The following is a 21,089-nucleotide window of genomic DNA, read 5'->3' on the forward strand; positions in this document are numbered from 1 at the left end:
TTTTGAAGCAATATTCCTGGATCCGTTGCGAGACATCGTTTCGTCCTCCTGACGATAGTTGAGCAATGATGACACTCGGCACCCGAATGTCTGACTCATCCCACTATCTCGAAGAGTCCAAAAAAAAGGGGGGCGCATTTCACATGCCCCAGGGCCAGCGGGGGACAAAGTGGTTTGTCCTGTGCGGACTTTGAGCAAGAAGTGTTCGTTCCAGCCGCAACCGCTGCGTTTCATAACGGGGCTGGTTTTCGCGAATGTTGCTTCAGCAGCGATAGCGTGAACCGATGCAGCCAGGCTAAGATCTCGGTCAAACGTCGCTCTCGAATGCAATATTCGTCTTCGCGATACGTGAAATCCAAGCTCCAGTGTAGGCGATTTCGATGCTCCAATGACTTCGCACCGCATTAACGAACTGCTTGACGACTGTTAGTAAGCTGCTGAAGAAGTACCGCGTTTCGGTGATCCGATTGCCGTTTCGGGTGCAGATGAGTGTCGCGAGCCGATCGCGTCCTTGAGGTCGATCAGCTGCAAAATCTCGATAATCGCAGTGATTGCGTTCGTTTTTTCGTCCGTGGCTCCTTGGGCCAATTTGATCCCGTCAATCCATGTGGATTTCAGTGTGCACCGTGGAACATCAGACACTCACCAAGTGCAGGGGGACCAAGCCATTCTCGTGGTCAGGGCAGCGACGCAACCGATGATCAGGAGCTTCTATTCAACCCGCTCTCTATGAATTCACGTGATCGTTCGCAGAAGAGTTAGCGAAATTCGCTCATGTCTTGGTACTCGCCATTTGCCAATCTTTTATACTGTCGCTGTAACTTTTTAACGCGACCACCGACCATTCCCGTAATGTCGGAAATCAGTCCACGGGACTTTCCTTGGTCACCACGTGGACGTTCCCTGCCAGGGTAACGATTGGCAATAATCTCAGACCAGTGATGAACCTTAAACATGCTTGCGTATGCTTGCCATTTACGTTGATCATTAAACCTGTGTTCGGCGGAATTCCGAACATGGCATTCGTAGTCAGCTGAAGCCATTTTATCCTTAACCAGAACAGGTGTATGAAACGGAGTCTTCGGTTCCGCTGGTTTGGACATCATTTCAGGATCCGTAAAATCAAAGTAGTCCCAATGCGGCCCCGAAGGTTCAGGAAGTTCCCAGCTCAGCATGCCTTCCAACTGCCACGTTTCGCAGAATTGATCGAAGGCTATTCTGAAATTATCTATTTGCAACGGTTCAATATGTTCATAATGGAATTCAGAGTTGAGTCGTGGAATTTTTGTTGTTTTCTTGAGCGGGAATACATGATCGCTCCCTTCTGGTAACTTCTTCCATTGATCACGAATGCCATCTCTGTCAGCTAAGAAGGAGGGATGACTGATGAGCCAACCCGCGGCACCAAGTAAACGATCAAGAATTTCTTGATGCTTACCTGTTACTCGGCGAATTTGCCTTGAGCAAACAGAACCTAGCTGTTCCGTCCAATCACTTTCAGCCCTGGACCTCAATTTCAATAATTCGTTGTTCAAACCATCAGAGAGTGGAGCAAATTTGATGGCGTTAAATTGACTGACCCCCAGTGTTCGATGAAACTGACACAGAGTGCTGAACTCTGCTTCGATTCTCTGCTCTGCAGGACTCAAACTGTAGTACTCGTTTAATAGGAGATAATGGTTCCAGTCCAGGTAGTAAATCACTTCATTTTCTGCCAGTCGATCGCGAAACCATTGCTCATTTTCATCCACTAGCTGATGGAATCGTCGATCATCGACGATGGATCCGACTCGAAAACTGGAATTGCCTCGGTTTTGATTTTGTTCAGAAATCCGCTGGAAATCTGCAAGTACAGGCTGGCTCATTTTCCAATCGGCATCCTCTGCCGCTTCCGCATGTAAGTTCGTGGTCGTGTTTTGCATCCTGCTCACAGCCTCCGTGTCTCGTATCTAAGAATTTCTACTGTCATTTTCCAAAATTGTGGTTGCACTGTTCAATACTGATTTTTCGATTTTGTCCCTTTCTGTGTGGAATTTTGCTGAATCCAGTCCCAGGCGATCAATTGACCGATCAACTGGGAGATGTTTTGACGGATTTCGTCAGAATTTGGTGGGGGCGTTTTCGATTTCGGTGAACCTTTATCGGGTCTGGGCATCCGGTACCTTTCTAGAGGAAATGGACGAACGTGCGAAGACTGTCAGCTAAGCCTTCAGCGTGAAAGCAGTTTTGAGCGGTTGTGTCACCGACGATGAGAAACAGCAATTGTCGGTCGTTGAATGAGTCCGTGAGAGTTAAGACATCTCTCTCATATAATGATGACACATTTTTCGCGATTATTTAGCGCTGCGAGCAAAGCGTACCGGAGTTTCGAAACTTTGCATTGAAACTGCAAATTGACCGGAGTTGGCGGGAGCCAGCGAGGCTCAGAGAATCAGTAAAAACTCAAAAATGCCTGTTTTTAAGCACGAAACTGTAATTTACGGGTTACCAGTTAAGCGATTGCTGGTATCCTCCAGCAATCGCTAATTCTCTTGCTAGTAAATTAGCTGATTTGTTCTGATGGCTAAATAAAAAAATTCAGACCACACCGGTCAGGGTGTGGCCTGAAAACTTAACCTCAATCTTATCCCTCCTGTGAGATGGCAATCATCAATTCATTCGCCAGCAGATTCAGACAAAGGTCGGCATCGTTTGGCATGCCGCGTAACCAGCGACTGAACTGATGCAACATCAGCCCCCCAGCGATGTTGGCGGTGTAAATGGTGCTCCGGGCGGTGCATTGTCCAGTCTGGGCCTCGGATTGCCGGAACAGAGTGGTGCTGTAGTGCTGCCGGGAATTGGGATCCGTGGCTGTCAGGATCCGCATCGATTCTCCCAGCATGCGGCCGTCGCCCCAGAAATCGCAGCGGTCCTGGAGGGATCGCCAGATTGATTCCCGGGTACTGATCCGGTCGACGCAGCAGAAGACGACCGTCCCGACCTCCATGCGGGAGCGGTAGCGGTCGGCGATCGTCGTCACGGCGATCGTGGGATCGAGTTCCTGGATGCGTCGTGCCGTGGCCTCGACTTTAAGCTGGCCCAGATCCTGATGGTCGTAACCCTGTGTCGTGATGTTCGTCGGCTCGACCTGATCAAAATCGATCAATTGCAATCGCGGAACTCCCAGAGCGGCCAGTTGCAGGGCGACCTGACGTCCGATCGCTCCGACTCCAATCACGGTTGCCTGCAACTCTTGGATCCGCTCTCGGGGCACGAGGTCGGCTTGTTGGGTAAAACGGTTTTCAATATTCATGCATTGAACTCCAAATAAGAGTGAGGTTTGTCAAACAGGTCGCCATACTCCCAGAGCTCGTCCGGTTCCATGAGGTCCGTCCAGTTCTGGGATTGGTCGACCACGTTCTCGTCGTACTCGTCCTGCCAGGCGGCATAGTCGGTTCCGGCAAACGGTTGCTGGTAGTCGATCGAGGTTTTGATCCGCAGGCGGGAATCCTGCATGCGGTTCCAGCGGAGTTCGGTGTAACGTTTGCCTTCTTTGGCCAGAATGAACATCACCGCCCAGTCGCACTCGCCAAAACTGGTCTCCATCGTGTCCAGGTCCGTGGGGCTTGGTTCCGGAGAGTCTCCCGGGTGGGTATGGATCCAGATGCGAGCAAACTGCTCGGGCTTCAGGCCCCTATCAATTTGGTGATCGAAGTAATCGGCAATCGCGTCCTCGGCAAAGCTGACGGTTACCGCTGTGCAGATTTGCGGCAGCAGCACCAGTTCTTCGACATACAGCAGATCGTCTGCAGAGGAGATGCCGAATCCCCCCACTTCAGTCGGGCCGGCATCGCGCAGGTAAATCAACTTGGCCCACGCCGTCGGGCTGAACTTCAAGGCCGGTCGATGAAAGCGTTTACGTCGAGGCCGTCTCTGCAGGCGTCGTGGGAGGGGAGATTTGTTGGTCGTGCGTCGTTTCATAATGGTTGTCCTCTTCTTCTTCGAGTTCAGTGTCAGTTTCAGAAAGGGTTTCGTAACAGGCTTCGCAATAGCCATCAGTCAGGCAGTTGCTGCAGAAGTCGTGGTTGCATTCGCTGCACGTATTGAGGCAATCGCGGCAATGGGGTGTTGAGCACTCCTCGCAGGATTGCAGACAAGAACCGCAGAGCGAGTCGTGGCAATTCCGACAGCAATCACAGCACTGATGGCAGTAGGGATCTTCACAACCACTGCAGAGGGTGAGGTCGTCATCGCTGCAGCTGGTTCCGCAATCCAGACAGGGGGTGCCGTACCACTCTTTGAGGGTGACGTAAGCCGAGTCGTCGTTGTAGGTGTTGAGCGTGTTAGCGACGATCAGAAAGAAATCGCAGAAGCGTCCCTGAGCCAGTGCCGCTTCGATGCCCGACTTCGCTTCGCCTTCGCAAAGAATTCCATCAGAAATGTGCGGATGCACGAAGTCGGAATTGGCATTCGAGGGAGCCGGATCGAGAGCGTGGATATCGTAGCTCGGGTTTGGACCTTCCGAGGTCCAGTTGTAAACGATCTCGAAGCGGCCAAGAGTGATTTCTTCGAGAGTAATCTCGTCCGTCACCACACGGAGGATGCCTTGACGCAGGTCGATACTGACTTCGTTGAATTCATTCGGTAACGCGATCAACTCTTCATAGATCAGACGCAGGTCGACTGGAGTGGATCGGGATTTGATGGACTGCTCCAGATCGCGTGTCCGTTGTCGCAGATCGGTAGCGAGACGTTCCATAGTGAAGATCAGTCTCGTATTTATGATCCGTTCCGCCATTGACCACTCGTGGTCTTGAGCCAACTGCTTCTGCCGCAGCAATCGCTGGAGCCGATTCCAGTCCTTCTCAGGGAGATCGATCTCCTGATTCGATGGATCGACCAGCATTGCCTCTCGCATGGAGATCGCGGCTCGCAACGCAAGTCGCTGAAAGTCATTCATAGGGAGCCTTTCTCAAAAAGTGTTTGTGGAAGAAAAAGGGCCGGGCAACCAGATTCAATAACCTGACCGCCCGGCCCACAAAAGCTCAGGGAGAACTCAATCTCCCCTGTCATTCATCAACGCCCTGCAGGAGCAAACTGAACTCTCTCAGTCTCCCGACGCCCATGCGACTGCCCAGAGGCACCTCGTGCCCCCTCGATTTTGGTGGGGGTGAGGGAGACGCGGTCGCCTTCCTGGAGGATGTAGTCCGAGCTGACCGGTTGGCGATTGACGCGGATGAGATAGTCGGCAGCGATGCCGTGTTTGAGACGTTGGTCAACGAACTGGGAGATGGTGGTCTCGGGTTCGATGGAGATGTAGTCGGCGAAACCGCCGCCGTCGTTATTGATATAAAGAATCTTCAAAATGGGCTCCTTGTGTTGAGTGAAAAAAGAGTAATGACTCAGAGATTATTGAGTCAGACATGTTGCGTATTGCAGGAGCAGAACTGATGTTTCAGTCTCTTGGTGCTCATGCGACTGCAGAAACCATTGCAAATGGCTAGCGTCGGGGGCGACGTCTGTTGAGACGAATGTCGCCGCCCTGGATGTTGCCGATCATCAGCACGGCAAAGGTGATCCCGAATACGACATACGACTCGAAAATCCCTCCGATAATGCCGGCGATTGTCAGCGAGCCATTCAGGTAGGCTGCATTTAGCTTGTGCCGAGCGGACATGAGCCTCCTTGTGGGGTTTGAGAAATGAGGAATTCCGGAGACATCCAGCAATCCTCGGGGAGTGGATGTCGCAACCGATGGACACCAACGCTGTGCTGACGATCGAGTTCATCCCAGTCGAGGATCGGAATGTCGTCATCGATGACATCGGGGTAGAGCGGGATGAATCCCCGCGAATGGATCGTATGCACTGATTCGCCTGTCGCACGAGCAACCGCCCGATCAAGATCGCGTTGTCGCAGCGGACAGGAGATGTCAGAACATTGATCGTGAGAATTGTTTCGAGAAGTCATAAGGATTCCTTGTTTGTAAAAGTACGTAAAAAAACTCCCGCAAAACGGGAGTCAGGGAGCAGACGGCTCCACCGGGGCAGTCGCAGGGTGGTCAAAAATTGACCGACGGATTGTGGGCTCCTGCAGGCCGCCGAAAGGTGGCCGTTCGCGAGAAGCAATAGATGGCGGTGAGCGGCCTCAATAATCGTCCGGCATCAATACGGTCGTGAGCGTGTAATCCGCTTCCGTGATGATCCAGAATTTTTTCTGATCTTCAGAGTGATACACCGAGAAGAGACGGCCACCCGATTCCAGTGCCTGGTCGTTAGCCTGCCAATCTTCCGAGTAGCAGTCCCCCCAGTCGCCATTCAGATGACGTTTGAGAGCTCGGAGAACTTCGGAGGGAGGCAACTGAGAAAGAGCATTGGGGGTGATGACGATCTGGCCGGAAGGGAAGCGTAAGTGGCCAGACGAAGAGGAAGCAGATGAGTCGTTGAACGCGATCATAAAACCTTTCTGTTCAATAGATGGGGGGGTGATGTGGTCGATGCATTCAGGACGAAGGAAAGCATCTGAGACAATGAAAGCAGGATTGTCCGTATGGAGAAGCCAAACAGCAGATTCGGCAAGCAGCGGTGGTGAATCGGTTTACTGAGATCGGAAAATCAGTTTATGAATTCCAACTGACCGCGAGAAATGACTGCGACTGAAGAGTAATATTCCTCCATCATTCTATGATGACACGTTTTTGCCAATTGTTTAGCGGATGCCTCAAACCTGTCGAACGGAGCCGATCCGGTCAGGATCGTATTCGACCGATTCCTATTCGAAGCCGCCGTTCTCGGGCAGTTGCTACTGAGCGATGGCCTCGCGGACCTGCCGAGCAGAGCGGTTGGTTCGCAGGGTTTACCAGGCGGTTTAAGCATGTCCTTGTCAAACTTAGAGATGGCACCGAAAAAAGACAATTTCTTGTGAATTCACAACACTGGTAATTGCTTAGCATCAACTGGTACCACTCGCGCAGCTCGTAAAGTCAGCCGCTGAAAAGTAATTCATGCCGTTCCTCTCTCATAAATTGAATGAATAAACATTAAGAGCCGTACAGCCAGATTCAAATGTCTGACTGCACGGCCCCAAAACTCTGAGAAAACACATTGCTTTTTTATCTTTGCTCCCTCAGTCTCGCGATTCCCATGCGACTGCCCCCAAGGTTCCCCTAGCTCCTTCAATTTTGGTGGAGTATCCGAACATTAACAGTTCTCCATTACTATATGATGACACGTTTTTGCCAATTGTTTAGCGAATGTATCGGACTTACCGAACGGGACCAATTATCGTGGGAGCAGATGTTGTCCATGGGGCGGTTTCCTGTGCGTAGGTATCGGTGTCGAGTTTATTGAAGTTAACTCGCACGAGAGCCCAGTTACCGGATTTACAAGAATCATCTCTGTGGAAATGCATCCGATCCGAAAGATTTTGATATTGTTCCTGCCAGTCAGATGGCCCCCTTTTTTCACGCCGATCAAGCTGGTCAAAACCGTGGAATTCCGAAGTCAACTACCGCGAACCAACACTTCATTATGTTTCGAGAATACACACTGGCCGTTGCCTCAAACGTTCGAATGTTGTGACAAACAGCAGGCATAAAAAATTAAATAAGAGGGACATACCCTTACAAGAGTATGTCCCATGAGAAATCTCCTCATTAATGAAATCATTTGAGAACGAAATTGAACTGCCGAGCCTGCACTATACCGGTGGCGACTCTGAATTCTTGAGGTGGCGTCTCTTTCGGCGATCAGGTGCTTCAAGTCCGCTCTCTGCATAAACTTCATTCAGCCACGTTCGAACTTGAACATCGGACACGCCACAATTCTCAGCGATGGTTTTCAGCGGCATACCGGCCTGGTCCCACTCGAAAGCATTCTGTTTCATTTGCTCTCGATTATCACCAGTCATTGGAACGGGGAGATCACGGGATTGATACCAGAAGTTAATTGCCTTTTTCACAGTCGGTGAACTGCAACCATATTTTTCAGCCATCCTCGCCAGCGGCACACCCTGCTTAAAGTCTCTGACGACTTCGTCAGCAATTTTTTGATAGGTCGGGACTCTGCATATCTTCTGTTTCAGAGAGGCTCTTCGCGTCCGCCCATCGGCAAGAGGTTCGCCAGCATTGTCCGCCGCTGTTTTCACGAGCTTTGATACTGTCGCACGGCAGCAATTCAATTCCTCTGCGATTTGTTTTCCCAGCATTCCTTGCTGGTGCATTGACCAGACCTGTTGAACACGGGGATCGTGCAAGGTTGGCTTTCGGAATTCCAGTTTGATTTCCGATTTCTCCTCGTTCTTATTTGAGAATTCAGAGAATTCTCTGCTGATCTGACTGAGGATAGAAACGGAAAACCGTCCTTCCAACCAGCCTGTTTTTTTGATCCGTTCTCCCTTCTGGTAGAGTTCGATTCGTCCCCCCGTCAATTGGAACAGAATTTCTCGAAGTGCATCCACCTCCGCAGGTGGTCCAGAATGAGCCACATTCAACAGGGTTACCTCCAATTGAGTCAGATAATTTTGAATTTCCGTTTCTGTGGGAATCGATAATGCCGCAGAGGTTTGATTTTTGCAGGCAGCCAATTGCCTTTCAATTTGGGTTAACTCCGCTCGTCTCTCGCGAATGTGCGATTCGAGATCATGAACCTGATCATCAGATTCCGGTTCTTGCCGTAACAGCAAATTGAGCGAATTTTTGAGCCTCTGCTTTCGCTGCTGTAGTTTCACGAGATCCGTATCATCGAGACTCTGAAATTGCTTCACGGCTTGCTGGCAGGAACTGACAATCCGTGGAATAAGCTGATCATCCTGTCGGATTAGTTTTGCCAGAGTTTCACACAGGACCTGCAATGCCAGGTCACGTCTGAGATAGGAACAGAGTGGGCGATGCTCCCGAGACACTCTCTGGCAGTCCGGACACATTAAATATTGAGATTTGCTACCTCCGATGATGAGTGAGCGGTCATGTTGAGGACAGAAAAACAGACCATTGAGAATCTGTGCTGGACGATCGATCGTGCCACAACGGTTTTTGCTCTTCCGATATCTCTGTTTCAATTCCAGCAATCGCGATTGTGCTTTTTCGAATTGTTCATTCGAAATGATTTGTAACTCTTCGAAATCTTGACTTCGTAACGGGGTGTCTCGTTCGATCTGTCGAACATAATCCTTGCTCGATAATAGCACTGCTTCCGTGGCTCCATAGTCCCATTGCCCGAGATAGCGTTTGTTCTTGAGCAGCGTTATGACCGCTTGACGAGTCCACTGGCCTATTCCTTTACGGGATTTTGGTACGTTTGGGGTTTCATTGAGCTTTCTGATGATTGTGTTGATCGAAAGCTTGGAATCCACAAACCAGGCGAATATTTCTTTGACCCAATGAGCTTCCTGCTCATGGATGACAATTTCATGGTCAAACTTTCCCTTCGAGTTGGCGATTTCAGAAACAGGTTTTCCACAGTACCCAAATGCTAAGGTCCCAGTTACTTGTCGACGTTCAAATTTGCCAACGTGAGCCGCACGAATATGTTCCACATACATCTCCGATGCGAACTCATCAAAGACTGAAAGGAACAGCAGGAAACGCCTCCAGGTAGTATCTTTTTCTGAGTCGATGCCATTCCTGATAAACACAACCCGTCGTTTTTTTTCCTTTACGGCTTGTTCCACAAAATCCAGACATTTGTTGGATTTACGGAATAAACGGTTCGTGGCAAAAACCAAAAGAGTATCGGCTTGCTTTTTGAGCAAGCAATCTCTCATGTGTTGAAAGCCGGGTCTCTTTTCATGACGTCCCGTTTTAGACTGGTCGTAATAAATATGTTCCAGCGATACAAAAATGCCATGTTGGGAAGCGAACTCGAGACAGGTTCTCACCTGATCTATAATACTGTCCTGGTACCGAGAACTATACCTGGCATAAATCGTACCTGTCTCCGTATGAGTTGTATCTGCTAACATCTCAGAGTGAATGTTCCAGAGAGCTTTGATTTGAGCGGCGGTTTCAGATTGAGAATTCTCACCATCACCGATACCATTCGGTGAAGATGCTTTGGCAGCTGTCAGCGTCGCCATCGCAAACATGAGCAAAAAGAAACTGGCTCTGGTGTGTGATTGGGAGAGCCCACAGTTCAAACCGGCAGAAGCAAAATTGTCCCGGATTTGTCCCTGTTGGCCACCTCCAGAACCAGTCATAACCGGAATTGACCAGCAGTGTCCGGACTCACTTAACCTGTTGATGCCTAGGCGGTTGCAGTGTAAGTTGTTTAAAGGCAGTGCCTTACGAAAAACGGGTGGCTCGAAAGATTCTTTCGGGGCGGCGCAGCCGTAAGAAGCCTCTGAGAAATTCAACTTTCAAACTGAAAACCTCTTGTGGACTTCGTCCACCCAGATAGCGGAGCTATCTGGGCTATCCCTTCATAACACGGGTGGCTTGGGTCGCAGCGGAGCCCCCAGAATGAGAACCTGTTTCTCAAACCTTGAAAAGACTTCAAAGCTCCGTCTTACCATCACACTCCGGCACGTCGACCACATATCTCGGCACGGCGTAGCCGGAGAGATTTTTTCGGAGCCCAGCCATAATCTCCCGCCCGCGTTCCACAGACACTTCAAAATGAGCCGCCCCCTGCACCCGATCCAGCTGATTCAGGTAATACGGCATCGCTCCCACATTCACTAACCGCGTACACAAATCAACCTGAGCATTGATCGAGTCGTTAATGCCCCGGAGCAGAACCGCTTGATTCAAAACCGGAATACCAGCTCGAACGAGGCGGCGTAACGCTGTGGCGCAGTCATCAACAATTTCGTTTCCATGATTCGCATGTACGACAAAAATCGGCTGTAATCGCGTCTTACGCAAAGCATTCAGCAAACCTTCCGTCACCCGACTCGGAAGCACGATCGGCAATCGGGAATGAAATCGGATTCTCTGCAGATGCGGGATTTCAGCCAGTTTTTCGATCATCAAACCGAGTCTGCGATCATTCAACGTCAAAGGATCTCCCCCGCTGAGGATCACTTCATCGACTTCAGGCCGATTCCCAATCTCCTCAAAAACCGGCTTCCACGATTCCAGCGAACGCGGAGCCTCCGAATAGGGGAAATGTCTCCGAAAACAATAACGGCAATTCACCGCGCAGCTGCCCGAAGTGATTAACAGTACACGATTTACATACTTATGAACCATCCCCGGAACTGGCGATGCCGTCAAATCGGCGACTGGGTCGCTGAGAAAGTTGGGCACGACATCATTTTCGTAGTGGACCGGCAGAACTTGTTTCAAGAGAGGATCATTCGGATCTCCGATTTTCATTCGTCGAATAAACGATTCCGGCACCAGAAAAGGGAAATCAGCCGCCATGTATGCAGGAAGGATTTCCGTCAAACCCAGCCGGGAGAGCAATTTGTCGGGATCACGACACGCATTCACCAGCTCCAACTGCCAATTTGACTCGGAATTAGCCTTTTCCAGCGTATTTGTTCGCTGTTCCTGTAGAATCGCCGTTCGAGCGGTCTTGTTCATTGTCGAGCCGTCTTTTATTATCTCGCCAGAGTATATTGCGCTATCTCTACAAATTATTTGGGTAAGTGACGTTGTAAAACACGACTACAGTGTGCATTTTATTGAGACGATACCTGATACACCTCAATAGAGTGACACCGTTTGACACCACCCTGACACCAACAATTCTTAACCAATTCCGAGCGAAAGAGACACCGATGCCGCAGATTAATACCGCCGATTTCAAAAGAGGCGTCAAAATCATCATCGAAGGAGATCCCTACGATATCCTGGAATGCAACTTCGTGAAGCCGGGAAAAGGTCAGGCACTGTACAAAACGAAACTTCGCAATCTGCTCAAAGGGACGATGCTCGACCGCACTTACAAAAGCGGCGACAGCATGGAAGAAGCCGACATCCGCCGGGGCAAGGGCTCCTATTCGTATCGCGATGGCAATAGTTACTACTTCCTGGATAATGAAACTTTCGAGCAATACGCCTTGCCGACAGAAAGTATCGATAAATACATGCAGTTCCTCATGGAAGGGACCGAAGTCGAGTTGATGTTCTGGAACAATCAGCTGATTTCAATGGTTCCACCTCAGCATGTGGTTCTCGAAGTGACCTACACCGAACCAGCCGCCCGCGGCAACACGGCGACAAACGTCACCAAAGGGGCAACGGTCGAAACCGGAGTCGAAGTTCAAGTCCCGGCTTTTATTGAAGCCGGCAACAAAGTGAAAGTCGACGTCGAATCAGGATCCTACGTCGAACGTGTGAACATCTAAGCGTGTCAGTCAACAAAGGACTAGGTCAGGCATTGCCTGACCTGCAAACTTGAACAAGACGTTCAGGAAACGGAGTCAGGGATGTGGATTTATCTTCTGTATGGCTTGATTGGCTTAATGGCGTTGAGATCATTACTAACGCTGATGTCTCAGCACAAGAAAGTCCACACCTATCTGTTAAAACAGGAACTGGCCAAACAGGAAACAGAACTGGCAGAACAGGCCGCAGCTGAGAAATTAGAAGCTCAGCTCGATGCCGCCTCCAGCAAACTGGAAAAACGAGCCGCCTGAATAAGATCAATTAAATACAAGCACGAAGCGCAAGCGAGTGTGTCCACACAAGCAAACCCAAACACACTCGCTTGCGCTTAGTGCTTGTAAGAATCAATACCTGTACTATCAGTACAAAGAAAAATCTCATGAGTCATTCTGAACCGAATAACAAATTGTTCATTGAAACCGTCGGCTGTCAGATGAACGTCCTCGACAGCGAACTCGTTGTCGCCGCTCTGCGTCAGGACGGCTACGAACTGACCGGCAACATGAAAGAAGCGGACACCATCCTGTTCAACACCTGCAGTGTCCGCGAACATGCCGAACAGAAAATCTACAGTCAACTCGGGCGACTCAAATACAGTAAAGAGACACGCCCCAACCTCGTCATCGGCGTGATGGGCTGTATGGCTCAGAAAGATCAAAAGCTGATTTTCCAACGGGCCCCTCAGGTCGACATGATCGTCGGCACCGGACAACTGGCCGAGATTCCCGAGCTGATCAATGAATCCCGCAAGAAACGTAGTCGTCAGATGGCGATCAGTCTGAGCCGTCGAGGTGGTTCCCGCACAGAAGTCGCCGACAGCTTTCAAAGTTACGATCCACTTCGCGATCCCACCATGCGTCCAAGCCCGCATCAGGCATTTGTCCGCATCATGATCGGCTGCGACAAGTTCTGCACATACTGCGTCGTCCCTACCACCCGAGGCCCGGAACAAAGCCGGTCTCCATCTGCTTTGGCCCGAGAAACACAAGCCCTGGCGGAACAGGGTGTCAAAGAAATTACTCTGCTCGGACAGACCGTCAACAGTTATAAGCATGTCGAAGATGGCAAAGAATATCGCATGGCCGATTTGCTGGAGTTACTTCATAAAACCGAAGGCATTCAGCGAATCAAATTTGTTACCAACTACCCCAAAGACATGACGAACGACCTGCTCTACGCAATCCGCGATTTGCCCAAGGTTGCACACTATCTGCATGTTCCTTTACAGCACGGTTGTGATGATGTCCTCAAAAAAATGAAGCGTGGTTATACCGTCCCCGAGTATCGCGACATGATGCATCGCATCCGCGAAATCATTCCCAGCTGTGCGGTCTCCAGCGACTTCATCGTCGGCTTCTGTGGCGAAACCGAAGAAGCTCATCAAAAAACAATGGAAGCCGTCCGCGAGTTCCGCTTCAAAAACAGCTTCATTTTCAAATACTCCGAACGGGCAGGCACCAAAGCGGCTGACAACTATCCAGATGACATCGAGGATAAAGTCAAAAAACGTCGTAACAACGAAATGCTCGATTTGCAGAACGCGATCAGTGCCGAAGACAATGCCGACTTCATCGGCCGCTCCGTTGAAGTCCTCGTCGAAGGTCCGAGCAAAAGTGCGGTAAAAGCTGAGCAAAACCGCCCGACCAACGCTAGCACCAATCAACTGGTCGGACGCAGTCGCTGCGATCGCATCGTTGTGTTCGATGGCAATCCTCGCCTCGCAGGTTCCATCGCCAACGTCCAGATTCACGATTGCACGCCAACAACCCTGATGGGCGACATCATCACCCGCACCATCCAGCACGGCTCCTCAGACCTGCTCCCGATCCTGCAGGGTTAATCCAAGACCATAGGTCAGGCAATGCCTGACAAAATGTGCCTGCCACTTCGTCGTCATCAGACAATTTCTGGCAAAAATACAAGCACGAAGCGCAAGCGAGTGAGTCAAATTCACCAGTACTCACTCACCCGCTTTCGCTTCGTGCTTGTAAATCATGGATCTCATTCCTAGCCAGGAAGGGTGGCTGGGGGCGAACCGAAGCCCCCAGTACTTCTCCCTTCACTGGAGAAAAAATCAGCCGTTTGTTCCAATGGTTCAATGACTGAGGAACACGACAATTCGACATCCGATCTCCCGGAAACCGAACCCCTCGAAACTCCCATCCGGTTTCTCGAGGGGGTCGGTCCGCATCGTGCAAAACTGCTCAAAAATCTCGATGTCGAAACCGTCCGCGACCTCCTCTGGCTCATCCCCCGCGACATTGTCGATCTCTCTCAGCTCTCGCTCGTTAACGAATTGACCGACGATCGCATCCATACTATCCGTGGTCAGATTATCGATTCCGATTCTCGAGCCATTTCCCGCGGTCGTACCATGACGGCAGCTGTGATGCGCGTTGACGATGGTCTCGTCCGCGCGACCTGGTTTAATCAACCCTGGATGCTACGGCAACTTCAGTCCGATCGTTTTCTGCTCTGGTCTGCCAAGCCCAAGTTTCGCGATAACCGCTGGGAAATGTCTCATCCCCGCATGCAATGGCTCGAAGAAGACGACGAAAACTCCCGCGGCGAAGTCCTCACAAAATATCGGCTGACAGAAGGCATCACGCTCGACATTTTACGAGGTTACATTAGGACAGCTCTCGAATTCGTCAAAGGGACACTGGCAGACGATCTCCCCGAACGACTACGCAAACACTACAAACTGCCGCATTTAGAAGAGGCCATTTCAAATCTTCATCGCCCACCAACCGTCGAAGATTTCTACGCCGCCCGCAGACGACTCGTCTTCGATGAACAACTCGACTTCCAAATCGGCATGGCTCTCCGCAGACGTCTCCGCCAAACCACTGAACGATCTCCTGAAATTATTGTTACACCAAAGATCAACGCGCGTATCAGACGACTCTTCGATTTCACATTCACCGATGGCCAGGAGCAGGCCATCTCTGAAATCGTCGACGACCTCAAAGAATCTCGACCGATGCACCGCCTCTTACAGGCCGATGTCGGAGCCGGAAAAACAGTTGTCGCACTGTATGCCATGCTCGCCACGGTTGCTGCTGGTTACCAGGCTGTATTGATGGCTCCAACCGAACTACTCGCTCAACAGCACTGGAACACAATTCATGAAGCATTGCTGCACAGTCGCGTGAAACGCTGTTTATTGACAGGGAGCCTGAAACCAGCTGAGCGTCGTGATCGACTCGCCAAAATCGCGACCGGCGAAATGCAAATGATCTTCGGAACTCAAGCCGTCATTCAGAACGATGTCAAATATCATCAACTCGGGTTGGCCGTCATCGATGAACAACACAAATTCGGCGTCGTGCAACGTGGACGTTTTCAAGCCCGAGACACAGTCCCCCACGTCCTCGTCATGACCGCCACTCCCATCCCCCGCAGCCTCTGCCTCACACAATATGGAGATCTCGACCTCTCCACAATGACCGACCTGCCTCCCGGTCGTCAGCCGATTGTCACCTCCCTCGTCCAGACTCCCAAAGTCGAAGCGAAAGCCTGGCAGTTTGTCGTCGAGAAACTCAATGAGGGCCGACAGGCATACATCGTCTGCCCCTACATCGATTCCCCCGACCCCGAAGCTCCCGCAGGAGCATTGCAAATCTTCAAAGAATTACAACAAAACCAGCTCCGCGACTTTCAACTCGGGTTGATTCACGGCCAGATGGACCGAGCCGAGCAGCAGATGGTGATGTCACGCTTCCGTGATCGTCAACTCGATGCCATCGTGGCCACCACTGTTGTTGAAGTTGGCGTTGATGTTCCCAATGCCACATTGATGATCATTCAGGACGCCCAGCAATTTGGCCTCTCTCAACTCCACCAGTTACGCGGACGCATCGGTCGAGGTTCTTTCCGTGGCTTTTGCTTTCTCTTCAGCAAAGCCGCAAATGAGGACTCTCTGCAACGTCTCCAGGCGGTCGAACGCTCGAACAATGGATTCGAAATCGCCGAAGCCGACTTCGCCCTGCGTGGCCCAGGCAACGTTCTCGGCACTGAACAGCACGGCAGTCAACCATTCCGCGTAACCGACTTTTCCCGCGACGAAAAAATCCTGCTCGAAACCAGCCGGGCTGCTTCGAGAATGGTCCAGGCCGGCACGATCGATGAGCCCGACTTCGCCCCTCTCAAACGCCGCGTACTGGAACGCTTCGGCGATCAACTCGGGTTGACCCGTACAGGCTGAGGCTTCATTTTACTTCTTATGAGAGCGTCCCCACCACCCCGAATACATTAGACAGAATCAATTTTATTGATTGATTTAAGTCTCTCACCTGTCAAACGATAAACCGTCCACTCCTCCATCGCTTCCGCTCCCATCGATTTGTAAAACTCAATTGATGGCTCATTCCAATCCAATACCGACCATTCCATCCTGCCGCAATTTCTTTCGACGGCGACTTCAGCAACCTTCTTAAATAATGCTTTCCCAATTCCCTGCTTCCGGAATTCAGGCTGCACAAACAGATCTTCCAGATACAAACCCTGTCGCCCCAAAAATGTGGAATAGTTAAAAAAGTAGAGTGCGAACCCCACACAATCACCATCCACTTCAGCCAGCAGACATTCTGCGTCAGGGCGATCTCCGAATAATGATTCACGAATCATTTCTGGTGTCGCCACCACTTCATCGAGCATCTTTTCGTAGACCGCTAATTCACGAATCAGAGAAAGAATTGTCTCACAATCTTCAGGATTTACTGGCCGAATGGTAAATGACATGATTTGATCCTGTAGCCAGCTCCTTGTGAGACTGGGCAATCTATTCCGATTAAAGTTTCTGTAACGGTTATGACGATCATAACCAATGGACAGCGGCGCGGACATTGTCGGTTCCTTTCAAAGGAGAAGAGAACCACTTTGTAAAGTTGCTTAACAGGGGAAACGGCCATGCGTCCTCAGACGCGGATTCTCATTCTGATCATCTCTGGACTCCTGAGCGGATTCTCTGGCTGTGCCATTGTACAGGTTGGCGTTTCCAATCCTGCCCCCAATCTCTCTCGGATTGCCATCGCCCCCTTCGTCAATCTCTCTCCCGAACGTAGCGTCGACGGGCGTCGGTTTGCGGAAGCTTACTTCACCGAACTTCAAAAAACGCCTGGTTTTCAAGTGATTCCTATTGGCGTTGTCGAAACGGCGATGGCCGAACACCAAATCAATCTCGACTCGCCCGAGGACATGCTCAAACTGGTCGAAATTCTCGATGCTGACAGCATCTGCTTTGGAGCCATCACCGAATATACGCCCTATTATCCCCCGCGTCTTGGATTACAGATTTCCTGGTACACTCCCGGTATCCCCGAATTTCAGCCCGGCATTGCAGTCGATCCACAGATGCGTAAGAAAATCGAACTGGAATGCCGAGAGGCGGAAGCCGAGTCTTCGTCATGGAGTCGACGGCTCAAGAAGGCATGGAAAGAGAAATCTTGTTCGACTGCACAACTCAATCCTTTCAGAAACAAAACGGAAATCCGTGCCCAGAATGCCGATGGCGAAATCGATCCCCTCCAGGCCGAGTGGGATCGCGCCCTGCAAAAAGCCTTGCAGCTCATTTATGAACAGAACCCGCCTCTCAGCCTGCCCGTTCATATCGGACCAGGGTTCGAGTCTCCCTCTCAAGTGGCTGCATTAAGACCACAGGCGATGCCACCTGACGAGATGGAGAAATATCTGGCTCCAGAAATGCATCAGGAAATAGAAGTCTACGAAGATCCCTTCGCCTATGGCTCCTCACAACCCTACATGTCCTACACCAGAGTGTTCGATGGAGCCGACGCCGATTTCACGGCCAGCCTGAGAAACTATCTCGAACTGAGTGGCGATCAACGCAGCGGCGGTTGGACAGGACATTTGCATCGCAGTGAAGATTTCATCCGCTTCTGCATGCACCGCATGATTCTCGAAATGCTCCAACTCCACGGCGGCGAAGCCCGTAAACGATTCGTGTTTACGTCGAGAAAATATAAGTAGGCGTTGGGCGTTAGTGAATAACAACTCTAACCTCTAATCTCTCCCCTCTAATCTCTTTTGGTAGCTTATACCGGTTGCTCGAAAAGTTCTTCAGGATGGCGGAATCATGTCCGATAAGAGTTACGGACAGGATTATTGATCGAATTCAAATGTCTCTGCAACGATCCGCAGGAGCAAACACAATGTTGATTGTGTTTTGTTGCTCATGCGACTGCAGAAGCCATGTGAATGGTTAAACACCTGAGAACATAATTTCGCGATACCCTTTCGTCATCACAGGGACAGTTTTGACGACTGGAAAAGATTCCAGCGGAATCGCGCGAGCACAATTTCGAGCGGGGGGTACCAGGGATGGGGGAAGAAATTAATGTATTGGCACTTGTCAAAGATGGTCACCGATACATCTTCCTCTACGATGAATCCAGCCATGATGAACTGCTGCAGACATTAGGCAGAAACGCCGCCGACCCGGACCTGAATTTTTCGTGGTACGATGCTGCCGTCATGAGCCAACGCGTCCGTGCCCTCCGCCGCGATAAGCTGAAAGACACAACTCAATCAGAATCCTTCTACCGCAAATCCGCATAATTAAAATCCGTAGGGTGCGTCCTGACGCACCGTGCCATCGAGTTAAATGCGAATAACTCCTAAATTTTAGGACATCATAAGCAGGCGAGCCGTGCCAGTGATGGCACGGGTATTGTCACGATCCTTTGACCTGTTCTCAATTAAGATCTCCAGTAGGTTGAGTGAGCGTAGCGTAACCCAGCACCCATTTTCCACAGACAGGAATGTCTGTACTTCAACTTAATCTCGATCATCGCAGGCTAAGGATGGCTCGATTGTCGTTTCTGTTTAACGACTCCAAGAGTTCATTATGGAAGCAGCCTTCGATGGTTTTCTGAGATACCTGCGCGTCGAGCGGAATGCCTCCGAATTGACACGGAAATCTTACGCCGAAGATTTCGCATCCTTTCTCGATTACTGCCAGGATCGCCTCGGCTCTGTCCCCAGACCAGCTGAAGCCGATATCCCTTGCCTGCGCGGATATCTCACCTACCTGCACGAATGTGGCTATCAGCGCACGACAATCGCTCGCCGTCTGGCCTGTCTGCGCAGTCTGTTTCGCTACTGCTGCCGCGAACAGATGTGTTCTTCCAATCCCGCCAAAGCCTTGAGAACACCCCGAGTTGGAAGAAAACTTCCGCACTATTTGAACTCACGCGAAGTCGCCGCACTCCTTGAAGCCCCTCCTGCCAATGAAGCAGCCGGGCTAAGAGATCGAGCAATTCTCGAAACTCTTTACACTGCTGGCCTCCGTGTTGCCGAATTGGTTTCCCTGAATATCGGCGACTGGGACCGCGATGCCAACATCATTCGTGTCCGTGGAAAAGGCAAAAAGGAACGTATTGCACCGATTGGAAGTTACGCCGATAAAGCATTATCACGCTGGCTCGATGTCCGGGAAAATGGCCCCAGGTCCACTGCAGATGACCAGCAGGCTCTCTTCCTCAACAAGTTCGGCTGCCGACTGACGACGCGCAGTATTGGTCGCATGATCGAAAAATATCTCAAGCAAACCGGCTTGTCCGACAAGACTTCGCCGCATACTTTGCGTCACAGTTTCGCCACCCACCTGCTCGATGGCGGTGCCGATTTACGCAGTGTCCAGGAATTACTCGGCCACAAAAGCCTGACGACAACCCAAATCTACACTCACGTCAGCGCCGCCCGACTTCGCGATACTTACGAAAAAGCACACCCCCACGCGAAATGATTTTGAATTGACAAGCACGAAGCGCAAGCGAGTGTGTAATTGATCTTTGTTTTTGTGACACACTCGCTTGCGCTTCGTGCTTGTATGTGTGTTTAATTTCAGCTGATTGAATCGCCACGCCCATCACTGCGTTCTTGGACGTGCCACCCAAATATCACACTGGCCTCTAGCCTCTCGACACTGGCCACTCCAACCCGTTTCACGTGAAACTAAGTCTTCGTAACCTGCCTCACAACAACACTATGCTCAGCCAGATACGATTTTGCTTCATCAATCGTGTATTCGCCGTAGTGAAAAATGCTGGCTGCCAGAGCCGCGTCGGCTTTGCCTTCAGTCAATGCGACCCGCATATGCTCGGGAGATCCACATCCGCCACTAGCCACAACCGGGATATTAACTGCTTCCGAAACAGCTGAGGTGATTTCAATATCGAAGCCATCTTTTGTTCCGTCGGCATCCATCGAGGTCAGTACAATCTCTCCTGCTCCAAGTTTTTCAACCTGCTTCGCCCAGGCAACCGCTTCCAATCCCGTCGGCTTGCGACCTCCATTGATATGCACATCCCAGAATTCCTGGCCATCTTTATAGATGCGTTTCGGATCGATGTTCACAACGATGCACTGACTTCCAAACCGCAAAGCAGCCTCACGAATAAAATCGGGATCGTTCACCGCAGCCGAGTTGATCGAAACTTTATCACATCCCGAGTTGAGCAAAGTCCGAATATCGTCCAAAGTGCGAATGCCACCACCCACCGTCAACGGCATGAAAATGACTTCCGAGGTCCGTTTGACCACATCCAAAATAATCTCCCGCTGCTCATGGCTAGCGGTGATATCCAGAAAAACGAGCTCGTCGGCCCCCTCAGCTTCATAACGGGAAGCGATTTCAACAGGGTCGCCAGCGTCCTGAAGGTTAAGAAAATTCACACCTTTCACAACGCGACCGGCATGGACATCAAGACAGGGAATAATTCGTTTTGCTAGCATGGTAGAGGTGAGGGATTAGAGG

At 50.7% G+C, this 21,089-nt stretch carries 20 protein-coding genes; 7 read left to right on the forward strand and 13 right to left on the reverse strand.

Annotated elements, in window-relative coordinates; genetic code table 11:
• Positions 1 to 426: 426 nt before the first annotated feature.
• The 11 genes from Pan54_RS25650 to epmB form a co-directional block, all read right to left on the reverse strand.
• Positions 427 to 588 (reverse strand): hypothetical protein, encoded by a 162-nt coding sequence (locus Pan54_RS25650; protein ID WP_165441492.1) that lies wholly within the window; start codon positions 586 to 588, stop codon positions 427 to 429.
• Between the two features lie 170 nt (positions 589 to 758).
• Positions 759 to 1,922, reverse strand: a complete 1,164-nt coding sequence (locus Pan54_RS00005; RefSeq protein ID WP_146501462.1) for a hypothetical protein — start codon at positions 1,920 to 1,922, stop codon at positions 759 to 761.
• 71 nt (positions 1,923 to 1,993) lie between these two features.
• A complete protein-coding gene (locus Pan54_RS25655) occupies positions 1,994 to 2,155 on the reverse strand; it encodes a hypothetical protein (protein ID WP_165441493.1) in 162 nt (53 codons plus the stop codon).
• Positions 2,156 to 2,623: 468 nt separating this feature from the next.
• Positions 2,624 to 3,292 (reverse strand): ThiF family adenylyltransferase, encoded by a 669-nt coding sequence (locus Pan54_RS00010; protein ID WP_146501463.1) that lies wholly within the window; start codon positions 3,290 to 3,292, stop codon positions 2,624 to 2,626.
• 603 nt (positions 3,293 to 3,895) lie between these two features.
• Complete coding sequence (locus Pan54_RS00015) at positions 3,896 to 4,939, reverse strand: hypothetical protein (RefSeq protein ID WP_146501464.1); 1,044 nt, start codon at positions 4,937 to 4,939, stop codon at positions 3,896 to 3,898.
• Positions 4,940 to 5,055: 116 nt separating this feature from the next.
• Positions 5,056 to 5,343 (reverse strand): molybdopterin converting factor, encoded by a 288-nt coding sequence (locus Pan54_RS00020; RefSeq protein WP_207309998.1) that lies wholly within the window; start codon positions 5,341 to 5,343, stop codon positions 5,056 to 5,058.
• 136 nt (positions 5,344 to 5,479) lie between these two features.
• Positions 5,480 to 5,656, reverse strand: coding sequence for a hypothetical protein (locus Pan54_RS25660; RefSeq protein WP_165441494.1), 177 nt, complete (start codon positions 5,654 to 5,656; stop codon positions 5,480 to 5,482).
• Complete coding sequence (locus Pan54_RS00025) at positions 5,635 to 5,949, reverse strand: hypothetical protein (RefSeq protein WP_146501465.1); 315 nt, start codon at positions 5,947 to 5,949, stop codon at positions 5,635 to 5,637. The genes Pan54_RS25660 and Pan54_RS00025 overlap by 22 nt, the downstream gene beginning before the upstream one ends.
• Positions 5,950 to 6,126: 177 nt before the next feature.
• Positions 6,127 to 6,435: a hypothetical protein gene (locus Pan54_RS00030; RefSeq protein WP_146501466.1), complete on the reverse strand. Its 309-nt coding sequence runs from the start codon at positions 6,433 to 6,435 to the stop codon at positions 6,127 to 6,129.
• Between the two features lie 1,242 nt (positions 6,436 to 7,677).
• The gene (locus tag Pan54_RS00040; protein ID WP_146501467.1) at positions 7,678 to 10,173 is read right to left on the reverse strand and encodes a recombinase family protein; all 2,496 of its coding nucleotides are present in this window, start codon (positions 10,171 to 10,173) and stop codon (positions 7,678 to 7,680) included.
• 295 nt (positions 10,174 to 10,468) lie between these two features.
• A complete protein-coding gene (gene epmB, locus Pan54_RS00045) occupies positions 10,469 to 11,503 on the reverse strand; it encodes an EF-P beta-lysylation protein EpmB (RefSeq protein WP_146501468.1) in 1,035 nt (344 codons plus the stop codon).
• Positions 11,504 to 11,700: 197 nt separating this feature from the next.
• On the opposite strand from epmB, the gene efp reads away from it, so the two are divergent.
• From efp to recG, 4 genes are all read left to right on the forward strand, one after another.
• On the forward strand, positions 11,701 to 12,270 hold the full coding sequence (efp, locus tag Pan54_RS00050; RefSeq protein WP_146501469.1) for an elongation factor P: 570 nt from the start codon (positions 11,701 to 11,703) through the stop codon (positions 12,268 to 12,270).
• Between the two features lie 81 nt (positions 12,271 to 12,351).
• Entirely contained in the window at positions 12,352 to 12,561 is a 210-nt protein-coding gene (locus Pan54_RS00055) for a hypothetical protein (RefSeq protein ID WP_146501470.1), read from the forward strand.
• Between the two features lie 128 nt (positions 12,562 to 12,689).
• Positions 12,690 to 14,150 (forward strand): tRNA (N6-isopentenyl adenosine(37)-C2)-methylthiotransferase MiaB, encoded by a 1,461-nt coding sequence (miaB, locus tag Pan54_RS00060; protein WP_146501471.1) that lies wholly within the window; start codon positions 12,690 to 12,692, stop codon positions 14,148 to 14,150.
• A gap of 258 nt (positions 14,151 to 14,408) precedes the next feature.
• On the forward strand, positions 14,409 to 16,517 hold the full coding sequence (gene recG / locus Pan54_RS00065; RefSeq protein ID WP_146501472.1) for an ATP-dependent DNA helicase RecG: 2,109 nt from the start codon (positions 14,409 to 14,411) through the stop codon (positions 16,515 to 16,517).
• A 47-nt stretch (positions 16,518 to 16,564) separates the two neighbouring features.
• Here the strand turns inward: recG and Pan54_RS00070 are convergent, their stop codons facing one another.
• Positions 16,565 to 17,053 (reverse strand): GNAT family N-acetyltransferase, encoded by a 489-nt coding sequence (locus tag Pan54_RS00070; RefSeq protein ID WP_207309999.1) that lies wholly within the window; start codon positions 17,051 to 17,053, stop codon positions 16,565 to 16,567.
• Positions 17,054 to 17,221: 168 nt separating this feature from the next.
• Between Pan54_RS00070 and Pan54_RS00075 the strand changes: the two genes are divergently transcribed.
• The 3 genes from Pan54_RS00075 to xerC all read left to right on the forward strand — a co-directional run bounded on the left by Pan54_RS00075 (position 17,222) and on the right by xerC (position 20,078).
• Positions 17,222 to 18,301 carry a hypothetical protein gene (locus Pan54_RS00075; RefSeq protein WP_146501473.1) on the forward strand — a complete coding sequence of 360 codons (1,080 nt, stop codon included), beginning with the start codon at positions 17,222 to 17,224 and terminating at the stop codon, positions 18,299 to 18,301.
• A 351-nt stretch (positions 18,302 to 18,652) separates the two neighbouring features.
• Entirely contained in the window at positions 18,653 to 18,889 is a 237-nt protein-coding gene (locus Pan54_RS00080) for a hypothetical protein (protein WP_146501474.1), read from the forward strand.
• A 289-nt stretch (positions 18,890 to 19,178) separates the two neighbouring features.
• Entirely contained in the window at positions 19,179 to 20,078 is a 900-nt protein-coding gene (gene xerC / locus Pan54_RS00085) for a tyrosine recombinase XerC (RefSeq protein ID WP_146501475.1), read from the forward strand.
• 209 nt (positions 20,079 to 20,287) lie between these two features.
• Here the strand turns inward: xerC and hisF are convergent, their stop codons facing one another.
• Positions 20,288 to 21,067 (reverse strand): imidazole glycerol phosphate synthase subunit HisF, encoded by a 780-nt coding sequence (gene hisF, locus Pan54_RS00090; protein ID WP_146501476.1) that lies wholly within the window; start codon positions 21,065 to 21,067, stop codon positions 20,288 to 20,290.
• Between the last annotated feature and the right edge of the window lie 22 nt (positions 21,068 to 21,089).

The sequence above is a fragment of the Rubinisphaera italica genome (genome assembly GCF_007859715.1).
Lineage (GTDB): Bacteria > Planctomycetota > Planctomycetia > Planctomycetales > Planctomycetaceae > Rubinisphaera > Rubinisphaera italica.